A 17782-nucleotide genomic window follows, 5' to 3' on the forward strand; every position below is an offset into this window, starting at 1 on the left:
ACTTCGTGTATCGAGGGGTAATCAGATGGACTTCAAGGTCGCCGACCTTTCACTTGCCGACTTCGGCCGCAAGGAGATCCGGCTCGCCGAGCACGAGATGCCCGGCCTCATGGCGGTTCGTAAGGAGTACGCGGCCTCCCAGCCCCTCCGCGGCGCGAAGATCATGGGCTCGCTCCACATGACCATCCAGACCGCCGTCCTCATCGAGACGCTCGTCGCGCTCGGCGCCGAGGTCCGCTGGGTCAGCTGCAACATCTTCTCCACCCAGGACCACGCCGCCGCCGCGGTCGCCGTCGGCCCCAACGGCACCGTCGACAACCCGCAGGGCGTCCCCGTCTTCGCCTGGAAGGGCGAGACGCTGGAGGAGTACTGGTGGTGCACCGAGCAGGCGCTCACCTGGCCCGGCGGCGAGGGCCCGAACATGATCCTCGACGACGGCGGCGACGCCACGCTGCTGGTCCACAAGGGCGCCGAGTACGAGAAGGCCGGCGCCGTCCCCGCCGCCTCCGACGAGGACCCGGAGGAGTGGCACGTCATCATCGACCTGCTCACCCGCACGGTCGGCGAGGACAAGAAGTGGACGCAGATCGCTGAGCAGATCAAGGGCGTGACGGAGGAGACCACCACCGGTGTCCACCGCCTCTACGAGATGTTCAAGAGCGGCTCGCTGCTGTTCCCGGCGATCAATGTCAACGACTCGGTGACCAAGTCGAAGTTCGACAACAAGTACGGCTGCCGCCACTCGGTCATCGACGGCCTCAACCGCGCCACCGACGTGCTCATCGGCGGCAAGGTGGCCGTGGTCTGCGGCTACGGCGACGTCGGCAAGGGCTGCGCCGACGCGCTGCGCGGCCAGGGCGCCCGCGTCATCGTCACCGAGATCGACCCGATCTGCGCGCTCCAGGCGGCCATGGACGGCTTCCAGGTCACCACGCTGGAGGAGGTCGTCGGCATCGCCGACATCTTCGTGACCACCACCGGCAACTTCGACATCATCACGGCCGACCACATGGCCAAGATGAAGCACCAGGCGATCGTCTCCAACATCGGCCACTTCGACAACGAGATCGACATGGCCGGGCTCGCGAAGACCCCCGGGATCGTCAGGAACACCATCAAGCCGCAGGTCGACGAGTGGGTCTTCCCCGACGGCCACTCCATCATCGTGCTGGCCGAGGGCCGCCTGATGAACCTGGGCTGCGCGACCGGCCACCCGTCGTTCGTGATGTCCAACTCCTTCACCAACCAGGTCATCGCGCAGATCGAGCTCTTCACCAAGACCGAGGAGTACCCGATCGGCGTCTACACCCTGCCCAAGCACCTGGACGAGAAGGTCGCCCGCCTCCACCTCGACGCGCTGGGCGTCAAGCTGACCACGCTGACCAAGGCGCAGGCGGAGTACATCGGCGTCGACGTCGAGGGCCCGTACAAGTCGGACCACTACCGCTACTGACGTTCCTCCCGACGGCGGGCGCCCGGCCGGGCACCCGCCGTCGTCCCATATCCCGGCCGCACCCGTCGGGACGGGTGGGGGTTTCCGTTCTCGCGGGGCCGGGCCCGTACGGCAAGCCGGGCCTGGCGCCTGCGCGGTCACCGGGTCACCGCCCGCCGCGGGCGCGCCGCCCGGCAGGACTCCGGTCCCCGCCGTCACGGCGCCCCGAAGACCTGGCGGCAGGGTTCCGGTGCCCCGTCGCGGCCCCCGACGAGCCGATGGCGGGCGGCCGGCGGGACGGCCGTCCGCGGAAGCCGGTGCACGATACGACGTGACGGTGGCCACCGGAGTCCCGCTGGAGTGCTGTGATGGACGGGCGGTCACCGGTGACCACGGTGGCGCCGGGCCGGCTTGCCGTACAAGAGACTGGAGATGTGGTGGGAGAGCGGAGGATCGCGTGGGCGGGGAGGGCGATGCCCGTCCTCACCGCGATCGGGGAGCGGTTCGGGCGCGAGCGCCCGCTCGACGGCCTCAGGATCGCCGCGTGCCTGCACGTGACCGCCGAGACCGCCGTCCTCATGGGCGCGCTCAAGGCGGGCGGCGCCGAGATCGCGCTGGCCGCCTCCAACCCGCTCTCCACCCAGGACGACGTCGCCGAGGCGCTCAAGGACTACGGCATCGCGGTCCACGCGCGCGCGGGCGTCGACCGGGCGACCTACTACCGCCACATCCATCAAGCGCTCGACCTGGCGCCCGACATCGTCCTCGACGACGGCTGCGACCTGGTCAACATCCTCCACACCGAGCGCACCGACCTGCTCGACGGCGTGAGCGGCGGCTGTGAGGAGACCACCACCGGCATCATCAGGCTGCGCCAGATGGCGGCCGAGGGCGCGCTGAGGTTCCCCGTCGTCGCGGTCAACGACACGCGGACGAAGCGGATGTTCGACAACAGGTACGGCACCGGCCAGTCGACGCTCGACGGCATCATGCGCGCCACGAACGTCATGCTCGCCGGCCGGACGGTCGTGGTGGCCGGGTTCGGCTACTGCGGGCGGGGCGTCGCCGAGCGGGCCAAGGGCCTGGGCGCGCGGGTGATCGTCACCGAGATCGACCCGGTCAAGGCGCTCGACGCCTCCCTGCAGGGCTACGAGGTGCGCACCATGGCGGCCGCCGCGCAGGTCGGCGACCTGTTCATCACCGTCACCGGCAACCGCGACGTCATCACGGCCGAGCACCTGTCGGTGATGAAGGACGGCGCGATCCTCGCCAACGCGGGCCACTTCGACGTCGAGGTCGACGTGCGCGGGCTGGAGGGGCTGGCCGTCGCGCTCAATCCGGGGGTGCGGCCCAACACCGACGAGTACGTGCTCGCCGACGGCCGCCGCCTGCTGCTGCTGGCCGAGGGGCGCCTGGTCAACCTCACGGCCGCCGAGGGGCATCCGGCCGCCGTCATGGACATGTCCTTCTCGGCCCAGGCGCTGGCCGTCGCCTGGCTGGCCGTCGAGCGCGTACGGCTGGCGCCGGGCGTCTACGACGTGCCCGAGGACATCGACATCGAGGTGGCGCGGCTGAAACTGGCGGCGGCGGGCATCGAGATCGACCGGCTGACCGCCGAGCAGGAGGACTACCTCCACTCCTGGCGGACGGGCTCCTGATTTTCGTGTGACAGTTCCCGGACAATCACTTGGTTGATCCACCGACTCTAGGGATAATCCAGGACATTTCCATCTCTGGAGGCTCCATGGGACTGCGTGGCTTATCCTCCCTCCTGGCCGGGATCGTGGTGGCGATCGCCCTTGTTCCCGTCCCCGCCTCGGCCGGCGACGAGGTCACCAAGAGTGACAACATCCGGCACGAAGCCCACCTCGATCTGCCCGCCGGCGTGCAGATCAACACCGACATCGCCTTCCAGGGCGACTACGCCTACGTCGGCAGCTACAGCGGATTCTCGATCTACGACATCAAGCACCCCAAGCGCCCCAAGTTGGTCAGCTCGGTCACCTGTCCGGGTGGTCAGATGGACGTCACCGTCTACGGGGACATCCTGGTCACCTCCGTCGACGAGTCGATGAAGGACGACTCCTGCTCCGGCACGCGGCAGTCGGCCCGCGAGAAGAGCTCGTGGGAGGGCCTGCGGATCTTCGACGTCAGCGACAAGGCCAACCCGAAGTACGTCAAGTCCGTCGAGACCAGCTGCGGCTCCCACACCCACACGCTGGTGCCGGGCAAGTCGCGTGACGCCTTCTACGTCTACGTCTCGTCCTACTTCCCGGCGGCCGACTTCCCCGACTGCCAGCCGCCGCACGACCGCATCTCGGTCGTGAAGGTCCCCGTGCGCGACCCGGCCGCGGCCGCCGTGGTGAACACGCCGGTGATCTTCCCCGAGGGCGGCAACGACCGCACCCAGCAGCCCAACCTCCTGGCAGACACCAGCGGCTGCCACGACATCACCGTCTACGCCGAGAAGGAACTCGCCGCGGGCGCCTGCATGGGCGACGGCGTCCTCCTCGACATCTCCGACAGGGAACACCCCAAGGTCATCGACACGATCAGGGACACGAACTTCGCGTTCTGGCACTCGGCGACCTTCAACAACGCCGGAACCAAGGTGGTCTTCACCGACGAACTCGGCGGCGGCTCGCAGGCCCGCTGCACCGCGGCCGAGGGCCCGACCAGGGGCGCCGACGCCATCGTCGACATCGTCGGCCGCAAGCTCGTCTTCAAGAGCTACTACAAGATCTCCAGGATCCAGACGAGCACGGAGAACTGCGTCGCCCACAACGGATCGCTGATCCCGGTCAGGGGGCGCGACATCATGGTGCAGGCCTGGTACCAGGGCGGGCTGTCGGTCTGGGACTTCACCAACTCGTCCCGTCCACGCGAGATCGCCTTCTTCGACCGCGGCCCGATCAACGACACCCAGCTCACGCTGGGCGGCTTCTGGTCGGCCTACTACTACAACGGCTACATCTACGGGAGCGAGATCTTCCGCGGGTTCGACGTCTTCAGGGTGAGGGATCCGCGGGTGAACTCGGCCGACGGCGTCAGGTTCGACCGGCTGAACGTGCAGACCCAGTCCAGGTACCGGAGCCGCGGCCACTGACCGCGCCTCGCTGGGCCCGCGCCGCGATCGGCGCGGGCCCTCTCTTCCCCATACGGCTCCCGCACGCCGGCGACTTTCCCGTACGGCTCCCGCACGCCGGCGACCTTGTACGGCTCCCGCGCCCCGGTGACCTTCCCCGTACGGCTCCCGCACCCCGGCGACGTGCGTCCCACAGGTGCGTTCCGCCACGGGGGCCCTGACGAGTCGCCGGGACGGCTGTGCGGGCCGTACCGCCAGCCCTCACGGAGCGGTCAGAGGGCTGCCTGCATCTCCCGCATGCGCCGGATCTCCGCCGTCTGCTCCGCGCCGATGTCGGTGGCCAGCTCGGAGATTCGCTGGTGCGAGCCCTCGGTGAGCTGCTTCGTGGACATCGTGATCGCCCCGCTGTGGTGCGCGATCATCAACTCCAGGAACAGCTTGTCGAACGCCGCCCCGGAGGCCGCCTTCAACGCCTCCATCTGCTCGGGGGTGGCCATGCCCGGCATGGTCGCGTGCCCCGCGTGGTGGGCGGGCACCTTCTGGCCCTGCTCCTGCAGCCACGTCGTCATGTACTGGATCTCCGGGGCCTGCGCGTCCTTGATCCGGGAGGCGAGTCCCTTCAGCTTCTCCGACTGGGCCCTGGTCGGGGCGAGGATCGCCATGTCGAGCGCCTGGCGGTGATGGATGATCATGTCCTGCATGAACGTGACGTCCGCCGCGTTGGCCGTGGGAGTGGGAACGGCGGTCGCGGCCTCCGCAGGCGACAGCGTCCGTGCCGGCTCGCCCGGTTTGCCCGGCGCGAGCACCGGTGCCGTCGACGTGTCCGTGGCGGCGACGGGACGGCTGTCACCACTGCAGCCCGAGAGGGCGATCACCGTACCAGTGATGACAATGAGCGCGGCGCGCACCTGACCTCCCTGTGTCGAGAGAGCGAACTGTAAACCATAACCGTGATCATTAAAAAGACGGCAAAGCGCAATATCATCTGACATTCTGGACGCTGGTCATCAGACGGGTCGCGGGCGAAGATTCTCTACATTTATGTCCCCTTTATGGAGGCAACTGAGTGATCACCCCCCGCAAAGCCCTCGTCATGCTCGGAGCGGCAGGCGCCTTGGTCCTGACGGCCCTGCCCGCCCAGGCGTCTGACATCCCCGCCCCCGGCGAGATCGCGATGAGCCCGAACATCGAGCACGTCACCAACGTGCCCAAGCCGGGCGTACTGACCGACATCCACACCGACATGGCCTTCCAGGGCGACTACGCCTACGTCGGCAACTACGCCGGGTTCTCGATCTACGACATCAAGCACCCGAAGAAGACCACCCTCGTCAGCTCGGTGGTCTGCCCGGGCGGCCAGATGGACGTGTCCGTCTACGGCAACCTGCTGTTCGGCTCCGTCGACTCCTCCCGCAACAACGACTCGTGCAACAGCACGTCGCAGAGCGCGTCGATCAAGGAGTCGTGGGAGGGCGTCCGGATCTTCGACATCAGCGACAAGACCAACCCGACGTACATCAAGTCGGTCGAGACCAACTGCGGTTCGCACACCAACACCCTGGTGCCGGACAAGACGGGCGAGAACGTCTACATCTACGTCTCGTCCTACAGCCCGAACGCCAGCTTCCCTGACTGCAAGCCGCCGCACGACCTGATCTCGGTCATCAAGGTGCCGCTGAACAACCCGACGGCCGCCGCGGTCGTCGGCACGCCGGTGCTGTTCCCGCCCAAGGACATCACCGGCGACGGCATCCCCGACGAGGACGGCTACGGGGGCGTGCAGCTGCCGTACCCGAACGGCAAGTCGGCGACCAGCGGCTGCCACGACATCACCGCCTACCCGGAGAAGGACATCGCGGCCGGCGCCTGCATGGGCGACGGCATCCTGCTCGACATCTCCGACCGCGAGCACCCGCGCGTCACCGAGGTCGTCCGCGACACAGAGAACTTCGCCTTCTGGCACTCGGCGACGTTCAACAACGAGGGCACCAAGGTCATCTTCACCGACGAGCTCGGCGGCGGCACCCGTGCCACCTGCAACGCGGCCATCGGCGCCAACCGGGGCGCCAACGCCTACTACGACATCGTCGGCGGCAAGCTGGAGCGTCGCGGCTACTTCAAGATCGCCCGCCACCAGGCGGACACCGAGAACTGCGTCGCCCACAACGGCTCCCTGATCCCGGTCAAGGGCCGCGACATCATGGTGCAGGCCTGGTACCAGGGCGGCATCTCGGTCGTCGACTTCACCGACTCGGCCAACCCGCAGGAGATCGCCTTCTTCGAGCGCGGCCCCGACAACACCGCTCCGCCGCTGTCCGGCGGCTTCTGGTCGGCGTACTACTACAACGGCTACATCTACGGATCGGACTTCAACCTGGGGCTCGACGTGCTGCGGATCAACGACCCGCGCACGAACCAGGCCAACAGCGTCAAGTTCGACCTCCTGAACGCCCAGACGCAGCCGTCGTACGCCGAGCACGGCCGCGACTAGGTTCCTTCCCCTCCTTCCGCAACTCGGCGAGCCGCCAGGGCAGATCCCTGGCGGCTCGCCGCTTTCCTGTGGTGTTGCCCGGGGGTGGGAAGCCGTGTCATGTGAATGTGGTGGGTGGTTCGCCGTCGAAGCCGTCGGCCCAGTACCTCCCGTGAGCCGTTGGCCCAGTACCTCCCGTGAGGAGAGCGCGAGCAGCATCCGCGTGACCGCTTCGGCCGGCAGTCGCGGTGAGCCGGACTCCAGCCACCACAGGAGCACGGAGACCTGTCCGCTCGGGAGCACCTCGACGTCGACGCGGGTGTCGCGTCCATCGCCTCGGTGCGGGCCGGGAACACCGTGGCGGTCGCCTCGCCGAGCGCGTCCACGAACCGGCGCAGCGCCCGGCCGTCCCCTTCTCCGCGCAGGACGACGCGGTAGGCGTCACGCTCTTTGGCGGCGTGAACGGACCGGCCTGTGGGAGGGCGGGGGCGGGCGTGGGTCCGGGTGGCGGGGGCCGGAAGGCGTGCGGGGAGCTGTTCGGCCGGCCGGAGAACCGGCGTGACGGTCTGAGCTGGGGCGACTGGGTGGCCGGGATTGCGGGCGGAGCGGCCTGTGGGAGGGAGGGGCCTGCCGTGGGTCCGGGTGGCGGGGGACCGGAGGGCGTGTGGGGGGCTGTTCGGCTGGCCGGAGAACCGCGTGAGGGTCTGAGCTGGGGGGATGGGGTGGCTGGGGTTGCGGGCGGAGTGGTCTGTGGGAGGGCGTGCCGTACGGGGGTTTGCCGGGGGAGGTGTATCGGCTCGGTATCGGGCCGGATTGAGGGTGATTTGTGGTGACATAGTGGGTCGGTCTGATCGTTTAGTCTCGACAGGAGGTCTCGGTGGCGTCCAGACTCGGCCGCTTGTTCATGATGGCCGGTATGGCCCTGACTCTGGCGGCGGCCACGACGCCGGCGCAGGCGGAGTCGGCTGACACGATCATCAAGAGCCCCAACGTCCAGCACGTGGCCAACCTGCCCAAGACGGGATCGTTCAAGGGCGCTGACGCGTTCAACTCCGATCTGGCGTTCCAGGGCAGCTACGCCTTCCAGGGCAACTACAACGGTTTCACGATCTACGACATCAAGAACCCGGTGAAGCCCAAGGTCGTCAGCCAGGTGAACTGCCCGGGCGCGCAGAACGACATCTCGGTGCACGGCGACCTCCTCTTCCTGTCGGTGGACGACCCCCGCGACGGCGAGTCCTGTTCGAGCGACTACGGCGTGCCCACGAGCAAGGCGTCGTGGGAGGGCATCAGGATCTTCGACATCAGCGACAAGTCCCGGCCGAAGTACGTGAAGGCGGTCGAGACGGCCTGTGGCTCGCACACGCACACGCTGGTGCCCGGTAAGTCGGGTAAGTCGGTCTATCTGTATGTCTCCTCGTACATGCCGGCCCCCGTCTTCGCCGAGTGCAAGCCGCCCCACGACAAGATCTCGATCGTCAAGGTGCCGCTGGACAAGCCGGCCGCCGCGAAGGTCGTCGCGACGCCCGTGCTCTTCCCCGACGGCGGCAACGAGCAGCAGAACGGTCTGCTGCTGCCAACCAGCGGATGTCACGACATCACCGTCTTCCCCTCCAAGAACCTGGCCGCCGGTGCCTGCATGGGCGACGGCGTGCTGATGGACATCTCCGACCGTGAGCGCCCCAAGGTGACGGCGACGGTCACCGACGAGAACTTCGCCTTCTGGCACTCGGCGACCTTCAACAACACCGGGACGAAGGTGGTCTTCACCGACGAGCTCGGCGGAGGCATGTCGGCCACGTGTAACGAGCGGGTCGGCGGGCAGCGCGGCGCGGACGCGATCTTCGACATCGTGGACGGGCAGCTGACGCACAAGGCGTACTTCAAGATCCCCCGCCATCAGGGGGCGGCGGAGAACTGCGTGGCGCACAACGGCTCGCTGATCCCCGTCAAGGGCAAGGACATCATGGTGCAGGCGTGGTACCAGGGCGGCGTCTCGATCTGGGACTTCACCGACTCGGCCAGCCCCAAGGAGATCGGCTACTTCGACCGTGGCGCGCTGAAGCCGCGCCGGGCAGGCGGGTCGTGGTCGGCGTACTACTACAACGGCTTCGTCTACAGCAGTGACATCCAGCAGGGGTTCGACGTGCTGCGGATCTCCGACAAGCGGACGGACGCGGCGGCCAAGGTGCGGCTGAAGGTGCTGAACACGCAGACCCAGCTGCCCTTCTGACCCTTCCGGTGCCGCGCCGTCGCACGGTACGGCGCGGCACCGCCCTTGGCATGGGACGGCGCGGCACCGCCCTTCGCGCAGGACGGCCCGTCCGGAGGCGGTCGGCGGAAGACCGGGGTTCCGGCGATCCCCGCACCCGAGAACACTCCCCGGTGCCGGGGTGCCGGGGTGCCGGGGTGCCGGGGTGCCGGGGTGCCGGGGTGCCGGGGTGCCGGGGTGCCGGGGTGCCGGGGTGTCGGCGAGGCGCGCGCCCGACAAGCAAAGCCGCGCGTCCGACGGCACTCCCGGGATGCCGGGAGGCGCCCGCACCTGGCGACACTCGACGAAGGCAGGGCCCGGTTACTGGGGTGGGGCGAAGCCGCCCGGGGTGGGGCCGGGCGGGGTGGTCGTGTCCGGCGCGGGACCCGACGGCGGAGCGCCCGTGGGACCGGATCGGCCGGGCGCGGGCTGCGCGGAGCCGGGGGCGGACCAGGGCTGCGAGGGGGGTGGTGGTGCGGCCGGGGCATGCGGAGCAGCGTACGGCCCGCCGTACGGCATGGACGGCGGTCGCGGCGCAGCCTGTGGACGACCGGCGGCATGAGGAGCGCCCTGTGGATAACCCAGGCGCGCATGGTCCCGCCGACGGCGTTCGGCCAGCACCGCGCTCAGGTAAGCGTGCGGTGGCACCCCGGGCGGCGGCGGGGGCGTCACGTAGGCCGCGACCTGGGTGGCGATCCGCACCCCCATCTCGTGCTGGACGGCGGGCGACAGGTCATGCCACCGCAAGAGGTACTGCCGGGCCGCCCCCGCCACCTCGTCCGGCAGCTGGGACAGCTCCAGCGTCTGCGCCCATCCCCTCAGCTCGGGCGGCATGAGAACCGGCTGCGACGTCCCGCTCGGCCCGCGCTCGGAGATCACGATCGTGCCGGCGAACGCGTCGCCGAGCCGCTTGCCCCGCTGCGAGACCAGGGAGGCGATGAGCGCGGGCGCGCCGAAGAACGTCCAGAACTCCAGCACCCCGGCCAGCCCCCTGAACAGCGCCTGCCGGAACCGCTCGGGCCCGCCGTCGTCGCTGACCACCCGCAGGCCGAGCGCGAGCTTGCCGAGGCTGCGCCCCCGCGTCGCCGTCTCGAAGACGACCGGGTAGCCGACCATCACCAGGACGCTGATCAGGATCGACACCGCGGCGGCGAGGGCGGGGTCGGACACGACGGAGGCGGAGAAGACCAGTGTCACGGCCCCGACCAGAAGCACGATCTGCACGATCATGTCGATCGCGAGCGCCACGGCCCTGATGGGCGGCTGCGCTACCCGCACCTCCACGACGACCGCGTCGCCGGTTACCACCTCGGACATAAGGGGAGCCTAGTGCCAGAATGTCCCGGTGGACATTGACGCCTTCGTCGCCGCGCATCGCCCGGCCTGGGATCGCCTGGAGCATCTGGTACGGCGACGCAGGTCGCTGACCGGCGCGGAAGTGGACGAACTGGTCGAGCTCTACCAGCGGGTGTCCACCCACCTGTCGATCGTGCGCTCGGACGCCCAGGACGCGATGCTCGTCGGACGGCTGTCGGCGCTCGTGGCCAGGGCCCGCTCGGCGGTGACGGGTGCGCACGTGCCCGTGTGGCGGGAGTTCGTGCGGTTCTTCACCGTGTCGTTCCCCGTGGTGGCCTACCGCGCCAGATGGTGGTGGGCGATCACGGCGCTGGCCTTCCTGGCCCTCTCGTGGATCATGGGCGCGTGGGTGGCGGGCAACCCCGAGGTGCAGGCCGCGATCGGCACGCCTGAGGAGATCAAGCAGCTCGTCGAGCACGACTTCTCCGACTACTACTCGGAGAATCCCGCCGCGTCGTTCGCCAGCCGGGTGTGGATCAACAACGCGTGGGTGTCCATGCAGGTCATCGTGTACGCCATCTTTCTCGGCCTGCCCATCCCGTGGATCCTGTTCCAGAACGCAGCCAACGTGGCGATCTCCGGCGGGCTCATGGCCTCGCGGGGCAAGCTCGACGTCTTCTTCGGCCTCATCCTTCCTCACGGTCTGCTCGAGCTGACGGCGGTGTTCCTGGCCGCGGCCGTCGGCATGCGGCTCGGCTGGACGGTCGTCGCGCCGGGCGCGCGCCGCCGGATCGACGTGCTGGCCGAGCAGGGCAGGGCGGTGGTCAGCGTGGCGGTCGGGCTGGTGGTGGTGCTGTTCGTGTCGGGGCTGATCGAGGCGCTGGTCACTCCTTCGGGCCTGCCGACGTGGGCCCGGGTGGGCATCGGGGTACTGGCGCTGGTGGCCTTCCTCGCCTACATCGGCTGGTTCGGGCGGAAGGCCGAGCGGGCCGGCGAGACGGGCGACCTGGAGCGGGCGCCGGACGTCGTCCCCACGGCCTGACGCGCGAAAAGCCGCCCCCGCCCAGCGGTCCGTCCGGCCTGGCCGGAGCCGTCCGGCCGCCCCTGCGGGTCATGCGGCGCCGCTAAGAGCAGTCCGGCCGCCCCTGCAGGTCACGCGGCGCGGTTAGAGGCGTCCGGCCGCCTTCAGCGCCAGGTAGGCGTCGGCGAGGGCGGGCGCGAAGTCCTCCGGCAGGGCGTCCACGACCTCCACGCCATGGCCCCTGAGCCGGGCCGTGATGCGCCTGCGCTCGGCGACGGCGCGGGAGGCCGCCGCCGCGTCGTAGACCAGCTCGGCCGTACCCCTGCCGGCGGCCATCTCGGCGACGCGCGGGTCGGAGACGGCCGCGACCAGCACCAGGTGCCTGGCCGACAGCTGCGGCAGCACCGGCATCAGGCCCTCCTCCAGCGCGGCGGCGTTGAGGTCGGTGAGCACGACCACCAGGGCGCGCCGCCTGGCCCTGGCCAGGATCGCGGCGACCATCCCCGGCGCGTCGGACTCCACCAGCGAGGCCTCGATCGGCGCCATGACGTTCACCAGCGCCGACAGCAGCTCGGTGCGGGAGGCGCCGGCCACCCACGCGCGCACGGCCCTGTCGTAGGCGAGGAAGTCGACCTGGTCGCCCGCCTTGGCGGCCAGGGCGGACAGCAGCAGGGCCGCGTCCATCGACCAGTCGAGGCGGGGCCAACCGGCGTCGAGGCGGCCCGCGGAGGTGCGCCCGGTGTCGAGCACGATCAGCACGCGCCGGTCGCGCTCGGGCCGCCAGGTGCGCACCACCACGTCGTTGCGGCGGGCGGTGGCCCGCCAGTCGATGGAGCGCACGTCGTCGCCGACCACGTACTCCCGCAGCGAGTCGAACTCCGTGCCCTGCCCTCTGACCAGCGCGGGATGGCTGCCTTCGAGCTCTCTCAAGCGCGCCAGCCGTGAGGGCAGGTGCTTGCGTGACAGGAACGGCGGCAGCACCCTGAGGGTCCACGGCGCGCTGTGGTCGCCCTGACGGGCGCCCAGCCCGAGCGGGCCGAGCGCGCGCACGGTCACCGCGACGGACGAGCGGTCGCCGCGGCGCGTGGGCGTCAGCGCCAGGTCGATCCGCCGCCTCTCGCCCGCGGGCACGTCGAGCGGCACAGATCGGGTCGCGAGCCCGGCCGAGGGCGGCCAGGCGTCGCGCAGGACGCCACGCACCCGGCGCGGCCCCGGGTTCTCCACGACGAGCGAGACGGTGGCCGTCTGGCCGAGCCGTACCGTCGTGTCGCCCGAGCGGGTGAACCTGAGCGCCCGCACCGATCCGGCGAACAGCAGGTCCACCACGACGGCCGCGGCCAGCAGCAGGCAGCAGGCGGCCACCGCGTAGCCGGGGCCGGGCGCGAGCAGGACCACCACGACGCAGAGCGCCGCGACGAGCCCCACACGTCCTGTCAGCGCCATCAGCGGGGAACCGGCACGGCGGCCAGGATGCCGTCGAGCAGGCCGTCGGGGGTCGCGCCCTCGAGCTCCGCCTCGGGCCGCAGCTGGATCCGGTGCCGCAGCGCGGGCCTGGCCAACGCCTTCACGTCGTCAGGTGTCACATAGGTACGGCCGGACAGCCACGCCCACGCCCGCGAGGCCGCCAGCAGCGCGGTCGCGCCGCGCGGCGAGACGCCGAGCTGGAGCGACGGCGACTGCCTGGTGGCCCTGGCCAGGTCGACGATGTAGCCGAGCACTTCGGGCGCCACGTGCACGGCGGCGACCGCGTCGCGTCCGGCGGCCAGGTCGTCGGCGGAGGCGACCGGCTTGACCTGGGTCAGGTCGCGAGGGTCGAAGCCGCGCGCGTGCCGTTCGAGCACCGCGATCTCCTGATCGCGCGGCGGCAGCGGCACGGTCAGCTTCAGCAGGAACCTGTCGAGCTGCGCCTCGGGCAGCTGGTAGGTGCCCTCGTACTCCACGGGGTTCTGCGTCGCGCACACCACGAACGGGTCGGGCAGCGGCCGCGCGTCGCCCTCGACGCTGACCTGCCGCTCCTCCATCGCCTCCAGCAGCGAGGCCTGCGTCTTGGGCGGTGTGCGGTTGATCTCGTCGGCGAGCAGCAGGTTGGTGAAGACCGGGCCCTCGCGGAACTCGAACTCGGCCGTCTTCGCGTCGTAGATCAGCGAGCCGGTCACGTCGCCCGGCATCAGGTCGGGCGTGAACTGCACGCGCTTGAAGTCGAGCGACATGGCCGCCGCGAGCGTGCGCACCATCAGCGTCTTGGCGACGCCCGGCACGCCCTCCAGCAGCACGTGGCCCCTGCACAGCAGCGCGATGACCAGCCCCGTCACCACCGCGTCCTGGCCGACGACGGCCTTGGCCACCTCGGCGCGCAGCGCTCCGAGCGCCTCGCGCGCGACGTCGCCGCGCCCCGCCACGCGGGTGGTCTCCTCAGTGTTCACGTACCTGCCTCTCGATCTCGTCCAAGTATCCAGCCAGGGCCACAAGTTCGGCGTCGCCGGCCGGCGGCGGGCCGTACAGAACCGCCGCGAGCCTGCCGGGGTCCTGCCCCGTCCGTACGGCGAGCGCCGCGACGACCTCGTTGGCGCCCGCGCCCGAGCCGAGCCCGAGCCGGGGGACGAGCCGGTCGAGGGCGCCGCCGCGCAGCGCCTCGGCGGCTTGGAGCCTGGCCCTGCGGGCGTTGTAGAGGCGTCCCCTGCCCTCCACGGTCTCGGCCGCCCTGACGACCACGGGCAGCCGCTCGGCCACCACCGGGCCCAGGCGCCGGGCCTGCCAGAACGCGGTCAGCAGGACCGCGACGGCCGCCATCAGCACCGCCCACGGGACGCTGTCGGGCAGCAGCTCCTCGATGGTCCTGCCGCCGGGTCCCGCCACCGGCTCGCCGCCCGGCGGAACCGGCGCGGGCACCAGCCACGTCACCGCCTTCCGCGTGCCCAGCAGGTGCAGCGCCAGCGCCGCGTTGCCGTCCTCGGCCAGGCGCTGGTTGGTCATGAACTCGCCGCTGCCGACCGCGGTGACCGTACCCGCGACCATGAGCGATCCGTCGTAGCAGGAGGTGCCGCCCGCCTCGAACGTCCGGCCGCCCAGGAAGGCGCTGCCCGCGACGTGGGCGGCGGGCAGGTCGCAGCCGGGCTCCCGCGAGCGCAGCCGCACCTTCTCCTCGGCCACGATGTCGGGCGCGAGCACGTCGAAGTACGGCTGCTCGCCCACCACCACCCGGTCGCCCGGGATCGCGGCCAGCCGCTCGGCCTCGTCGAAGCCGCCGCTCCACGGCGCCGCGACCAACAGCACCCGCTCGCCCTCGCGGCCCAGCGACTCGGCGACCGCCACCGAGTCGACCCTGTCCACGCGCACGCCCTGCGCGGCGAGCAGCCGTGCCAGCGCCTTCGCGCCGCCCAGCGAGGTGTCGGCCGGGTCGAGGTAGTGCCCGGGTTTCTCGCCGCCGGCGATCAACGCGCCCACGACGGCCGTCACGACGACGAGCAGCCCGACGAGCACGGCCGCCCTGGAGCGCCGCCACAGCCCGGCGGCGGTGGGAGAGACAGGAACGCTCACGGTGCCACCGGCCTCGCCGCGCGCAGCCGTTCGTCCAGCTCGCGCAGCATCGCGTAGGCCTCAGGAGTGCCGGGCACGCCGCCGTAGGCGACGTCGTCGAAGGCGCGCGCGGCGGCGGCGAGCTCGCCGGCGAAGGCAGGCAGCGACCGGCCCGCCTCGGCGGCCAGCTCGTCGGCGGTGCGCCCAGGAAGGTTGTCGACCAGCGCGCGGTCCTGCAGATCGCGGGCGATCGCCCGCAGGCGCTCCTGGACGGCCTCGGCCCAGCGGCCTTCCCCGGCCAGCCGTTCGGCGGCCAGCCGGTGCTCGGCGGCGGTCATCGCCCTGCCGCCGAACAGGTCGCCTGGCGCGGCGGCGCGGGTGCGCGCCGACCGGCGCGACAGCCACACCATGGCCGCGACGGCCACCACGACGACCAGGACGAGCAGCACCGCCGCGAGGACGGCCCCGACGGGGTTGTCGCCGGTCTTGAAGTCGGTCAGGTCGCCGAGGAACTGCTGGAGCATGCGCCAGAGCCGGTCGGGGAGCGGCTCGTGGGCGTACTCGGGCCTGGCCAGCTCCTCGGCGGCCCTGCGCTGGGCCTCCTCTCGTCCAGGAGGGGTCACGGCCTGCGCGCGTTCGACGGATGCCAGAGGTCGTCGGCCGAGGCGTGCACCCAACCCTGGCGCTGCTGCTCGAGCGCGGCGGTCTGCAGGACCAGGTCGAAGGCCTCGCTGCGCATCCGCCTGTCGGTGTAGAGCAGGCCGGCCACGCCCGCCTGCAGCGGGTAGGTGATCATCGCGCCGAGCGTGCTGCCGATGGCGAACACCGCGGCTACCAGGATGGTCGCGCCCGTGGAGCCGCCGCCCATCAGCGCGACGACGCCCGCGATCAGCCCGAACGGGAAGCTGATGACCATGCTGACCAGGTAGGCGAGGAGCATCGTGAGGAGGAGGATGCCCAGCACCCGCCAGAAGTCGCCGCTCACCAGCCGCCACGAGCGGCGCAACGCCTGCACGGGGCCGAGCCCTTCGAGCACGACGGCGGGCGCCGCGAAGGCGAAGCGCGCGTTGACGGCCAGCGCGTAGCAGATGTAGAAGAGCAGGGACAGCAGGGCGAGCCCGGCCGCCGCGCCCGGCGACCCCGCCGCCGCCAGCGCGACGACGATCAGGGCGATCGGGACGGCCGGCAGCAGCGCGATGCCCATGATCAGGAACGTCACCCCGAACAGCGCGGGCACCCGCGGCGCGACCAGCCGCCACGCCTCGCCGGCGGTGATCTTCCCGCCGAAGACGGCCCGGCCGAGGATCCTGGTGAGCACGCCGGTCAGGATCGTGACCGCGACGAGGCTCACCACCGCGGAGATGATCGTGGGGAGCGTCTGCGACAGGAAGCCGCCGCCCTCCAGCGTGGCGGCGTCGGCGGCGGCCGGGTCGGTCAGCACGCTGCCCAGCGAGCGGAACGCCAGCGCCTGCCCGATCGAGACGGGGACGGAGGCCACCGCCGCCACGATCGCCGACAGGCCGAGCACCGCCTTCGGGTTCGACCTGATCAGCTTGATCGTGCCGTCGTAGATGTCGCCGAGGCGCAGCGGTCGCAGCGGGATGATCCCGGGACGGAGCGCGGGCGGCGGCGCGTAGCCGTACCCTGGGGGTGGGTGACCGTAGCCTGGGTTGGCGTGAGGCGGGGGCGGCGGCGGGGAAGCCGGCTGCTGCCAGGCGGACGGGGCCGGGCCGCTGTAGGGGGATCCGGGCGCCTGGTAGGGCGGGGGCTGCTCAGCCGACCAGCCGGGCGGCGTCTCGTGACCGTCTGACATACACCAATCCTGGCATGATGGGCGGCTCGTTGGTGTAGTCGGTCTTCGGGGATGGCCGAAACCCACCCTGGTCTTGCAGACTGAGATTACGGGGGTTACCAGGAAGTCTAAAATTCGGCTTTCAATGGTCTGATGGTTATGCCATGAGCCTGGCAAGGGTAACCTTCAGCAACCGTGCGGGTATGTCCCACAATGCGTAGAACGAATGAGGGGCCATGAAAGGTCGCGTGCTGGTTGTCGACGACGACGCCGCTCTCGCCGAGATGCTCGGCATCGTCCTGCGGGGCGAAGGCTTCGAACCGTCCTTCGTCTCCGACGGCGACAAGGCCCTCGACGCGTTCCGGGATACGCGCCCGGATCTGGTCCTGCTCGACCTGATGCTGCCGGGGGCGGACGGCATCGACGTGGCGCGCAGGATCAGGGCTGAGTCGGGGGTTCCGATCGTCATGCTCACCGCCAAGAGCGACACGATCGACGTCGTGCTCGGTCTGGAGTCCGGTGCCGACGACTACATCGTCAAGCCGTTCAAGCCCAAGGAGCTCGTGGCGAGGGTGCGCGCGCGCCTTCGCCGTACCGACGAGCCGACGCCCGAGATCCTGCAGATCGGCGACATCACCATCGACGTGGCGGGCCACTCCGTCAAGCGCGGCGAGGAGACCATCAACCTCACCCCGCTGGAGTTCGACCTGCTCGTCGCGCTGGCCCGCAAGCCGCGCCAGGTCTTCACCCGCGAGGTGCTGCTCGAGCAGGTGTGGGGCTACCGGCACGCCGCCGACACCCGCCTGGTCAACGTGCACGTCCAGCGCCTCCGCGCCAAGATCGAGAAGGACCCCGAGCACCCCGAGATCGTGGTGACGGTCCGCGGCGTGGGCTACAAAGCCGGTCCTGCCTGACCTCC

Annotated in this window: 14 protein-coding genes; 7 read left to right on the forward strand and 7 right to left on the reverse strand. The window is 70.7% G+C overall.

The features are described 5' to 3' along the window. The first annotated feature begins 25 nt into the window (after window positions 1-25). From ahcY to ACWDLG_RS16100, 3 genes are all read left to right on the forward strand, one after another. Entirely contained in the window at window positions 26-1453 is a 1428-nt protein-coding gene (ahcY, locus tag ACWDLG_RS16090) for an adenosylhomocysteinase (RefSeq protein ID WP_354905999.1), read from the forward strand. A 416-nt stretch (window positions 1454-1869) separates the two neighbouring features. After that, complete coding sequence (locus ACWDLG_RS16095; protein WP_449920435.1) at window positions 1870-3090, forward strand: adenosylhomocysteinase; 1221 nt, start codon at window positions 1870-1872, stop codon at window positions 3088-3090. A gap of 86 nt (window positions 3091-3176) precedes the next feature. Further along, window positions 3177-4538: an LVIVD repeat-containing protein gene (locus ACWDLG_RS16100; protein WP_449920438.1), complete on the forward strand. Its 1362-nt coding sequence runs from the start codon at window positions 3177-3179 to the stop codon at window positions 4536-4538. A 251-nt stretch (window positions 4539-4789) separates the two neighbouring features. Here the strand turns inward: ACWDLG_RS16100 and ACWDLG_RS16105 are convergent, their stop codons facing one another. Next, the gene (locus tag ACWDLG_RS16105; RefSeq protein ID WP_449920441.1) at window positions 4790-5425 is read right to left on the reverse strand and encodes a DUF305 domain-containing protein; all 636 of its coding nucleotides are present in this window, start codon (window positions 5423-5425) and stop codon (window positions 4790-4792) included. Between the two features lie 158 nt (window positions 5426-5583). On the opposite strand from ACWDLG_RS16105, the gene ACWDLG_RS16110 reads away from it, so the two are divergent. Both ACWDLG_RS16110 and ACWDLG_RS16115 read left to right on the forward strand, forming a co-directional pair. After that, a complete protein-coding gene (locus tag ACWDLG_RS16110) occupies window positions 5584-7008 on the forward strand; it encodes an LVIVD repeat-containing protein (RefSeq protein WP_449920444.1) in 1425 nt (474 codons plus the stop codon). An 886-nt stretch (window positions 7009-7894) separates the two neighbouring features. Continuing rightward, window positions 7895-9220, forward strand: coding sequence for an LVIVD repeat-containing protein (locus ACWDLG_RS16115; RefSeq protein ID WP_449920585.1), 1326 nt, complete (start codon window positions 7895-7897; stop codon window positions 9218-9220). Window positions 9221-9559: 339 nt separating this feature from the next. Here ACWDLG_RS16115 and ACWDLG_RS16120 read toward each other — a convergent pair whose 3' ends face one another. Further along, window positions 9560-10555: an RDD family protein gene (locus ACWDLG_RS16120; RefSeq protein ID WP_449920446.1), complete on the reverse strand. Its 996-nt coding sequence runs from the start codon at window positions 10553-10555 to the stop codon at window positions 9560-9562. Window positions 10556-10583: 28 nt separating this feature from the next. Here ACWDLG_RS16120 and ACWDLG_RS16125 point away from each other — a divergent pair, with 28 nt between their 5' ends. Next, a complete protein-coding gene (locus ACWDLG_RS16125; protein ID WP_449920447.1) occupies window positions 10584-11576 on the forward strand; it encodes a stage II sporulation protein M in 993 nt (330 codons plus the stop codon). A 123-nt stretch (window positions 11577-11699) separates the two neighbouring features. Here ACWDLG_RS16125 and ACWDLG_RS16130 read toward each other — a convergent pair whose 3' ends face one another. From ACWDLG_RS16130 to ACWDLG_RS16150, 5 genes are read right to left on the reverse strand one after another with little or no spacing between them, the layout of a single operon-like run. Then, window positions 11700-12998, reverse strand: coding sequence for a DUF58 domain-containing protein (locus ACWDLG_RS16130; protein ID WP_449920449.1), 1299 nt, complete (start codon window positions 12996-12998; stop codon window positions 11700-11702). Further along, a complete protein-coding gene (locus ACWDLG_RS16135) occupies window positions 12998-13978 on the reverse strand; it encodes an AAA family ATPase (protein WP_354911139.1) in 981 nt (326 codons plus the stop codon). The genes ACWDLG_RS16130 and ACWDLG_RS16135 overlap by 1 nt, the downstream gene beginning before the upstream one ends. Then, entirely contained in the window at window positions 13968-15092 is a 1125-nt protein-coding gene (locus tag ACWDLG_RS16140; RefSeq protein ID WP_449920452.1) for a DUF4350 domain-containing protein, read from the reverse strand. The genes ACWDLG_RS16135 and ACWDLG_RS16140 overlap by 11 nt, the downstream gene beginning before the upstream one ends. After that, window positions 15089-15694 (reverse strand): DUF4129 domain-containing protein, encoded by a 606-nt coding sequence (locus ACWDLG_RS16145; RefSeq protein ID WP_449920454.1) that lies wholly within the window; start codon window positions 15692-15694, stop codon window positions 15089-15091. The genes ACWDLG_RS16140 and ACWDLG_RS16145 overlap by 4 nt, the downstream gene beginning before the upstream one ends. Further along, entirely contained in the window at window positions 15691-16884 is a 1194-nt protein-coding gene (locus ACWDLG_RS16150) for a glycerophosphoryl diester phosphodiesterase membrane domain-containing protein (RefSeq protein WP_449920455.1), read from the reverse strand. Before ACWDLG_RS16150 ends, ACWDLG_RS16145 begins: the two co-directional genes overlap by 4 nt. 215 nt (window positions 16885-17099) lie before the next feature. On the opposite strand from ACWDLG_RS16150, the gene mtrA reads away from it, so the two are divergent. Further along, window positions 17100-17777, forward strand: coding sequence for an MtrAB system response regulator MtrA (mtrA, locus tag ACWDLG_RS16155; RefSeq protein WP_043620615.1), 678 nt, complete (start codon window positions 17100-17102; stop codon window positions 17775-17777). Window positions 17778-17782: the final 5 nt, after the last annotated feature.

It is taken from the genome of Nonomuraea sp. NPDC003727, assembly GCF_053586935.1.

Bases quoted from the DNA above. Each gene is read 5' to 3' on its own strand.
- ahcY (WP_354905999.1), top strand. From the start codon at position 26: ATGGACTTCAAGGTCGCCGACCTTTCACTTGCCGACTTCGGCCGCAAG.
- ACWDLG_RS16100 (WP_449920438.1), top strand. From the start codon at position 3,177: ATGGGACTGCGTGGCTTATCCTCCCTCCTGGCCGGGATCGTGGTGGCG.
- ACWDLG_RS16115 (WP_449920585.1), top strand. From the start codon at position 7,895: ATGGCCGGTATGGCCCTGACTCTGGCGGCGGCCACGACGCCGGCGCAG.
- ACWDLG_RS16120 (WP_449920446.1), bottom strand. From the start codon at position 10,555: ATGTCCGAGGTGGTAACCGGCGACGCGGTCGTCGTGGAGGTGCGGGTA.
- ACWDLG_RS16130 (WP_449920449.1), bottom strand. From the start codon at position 12,998: ATGGCGCTGACAGGACGTGTGGGGCTCGTCGCGGCGCTCTGCGTCGTG.
- ACWDLG_RS16150 (WP_449920455.1), bottom strand. From the start codon at position 16,884: ATGTCAGACGGTCACGAGACGCCGCCCGGCTGGTCGGCTGAGCAGCCC.
- mtrA (WP_043620615.1), top strand. From the start codon at position 17,100: ATGAAAGGTCGCGTGCTGGTTGTCGACGACGACGCCGCTCTCGCCGAG.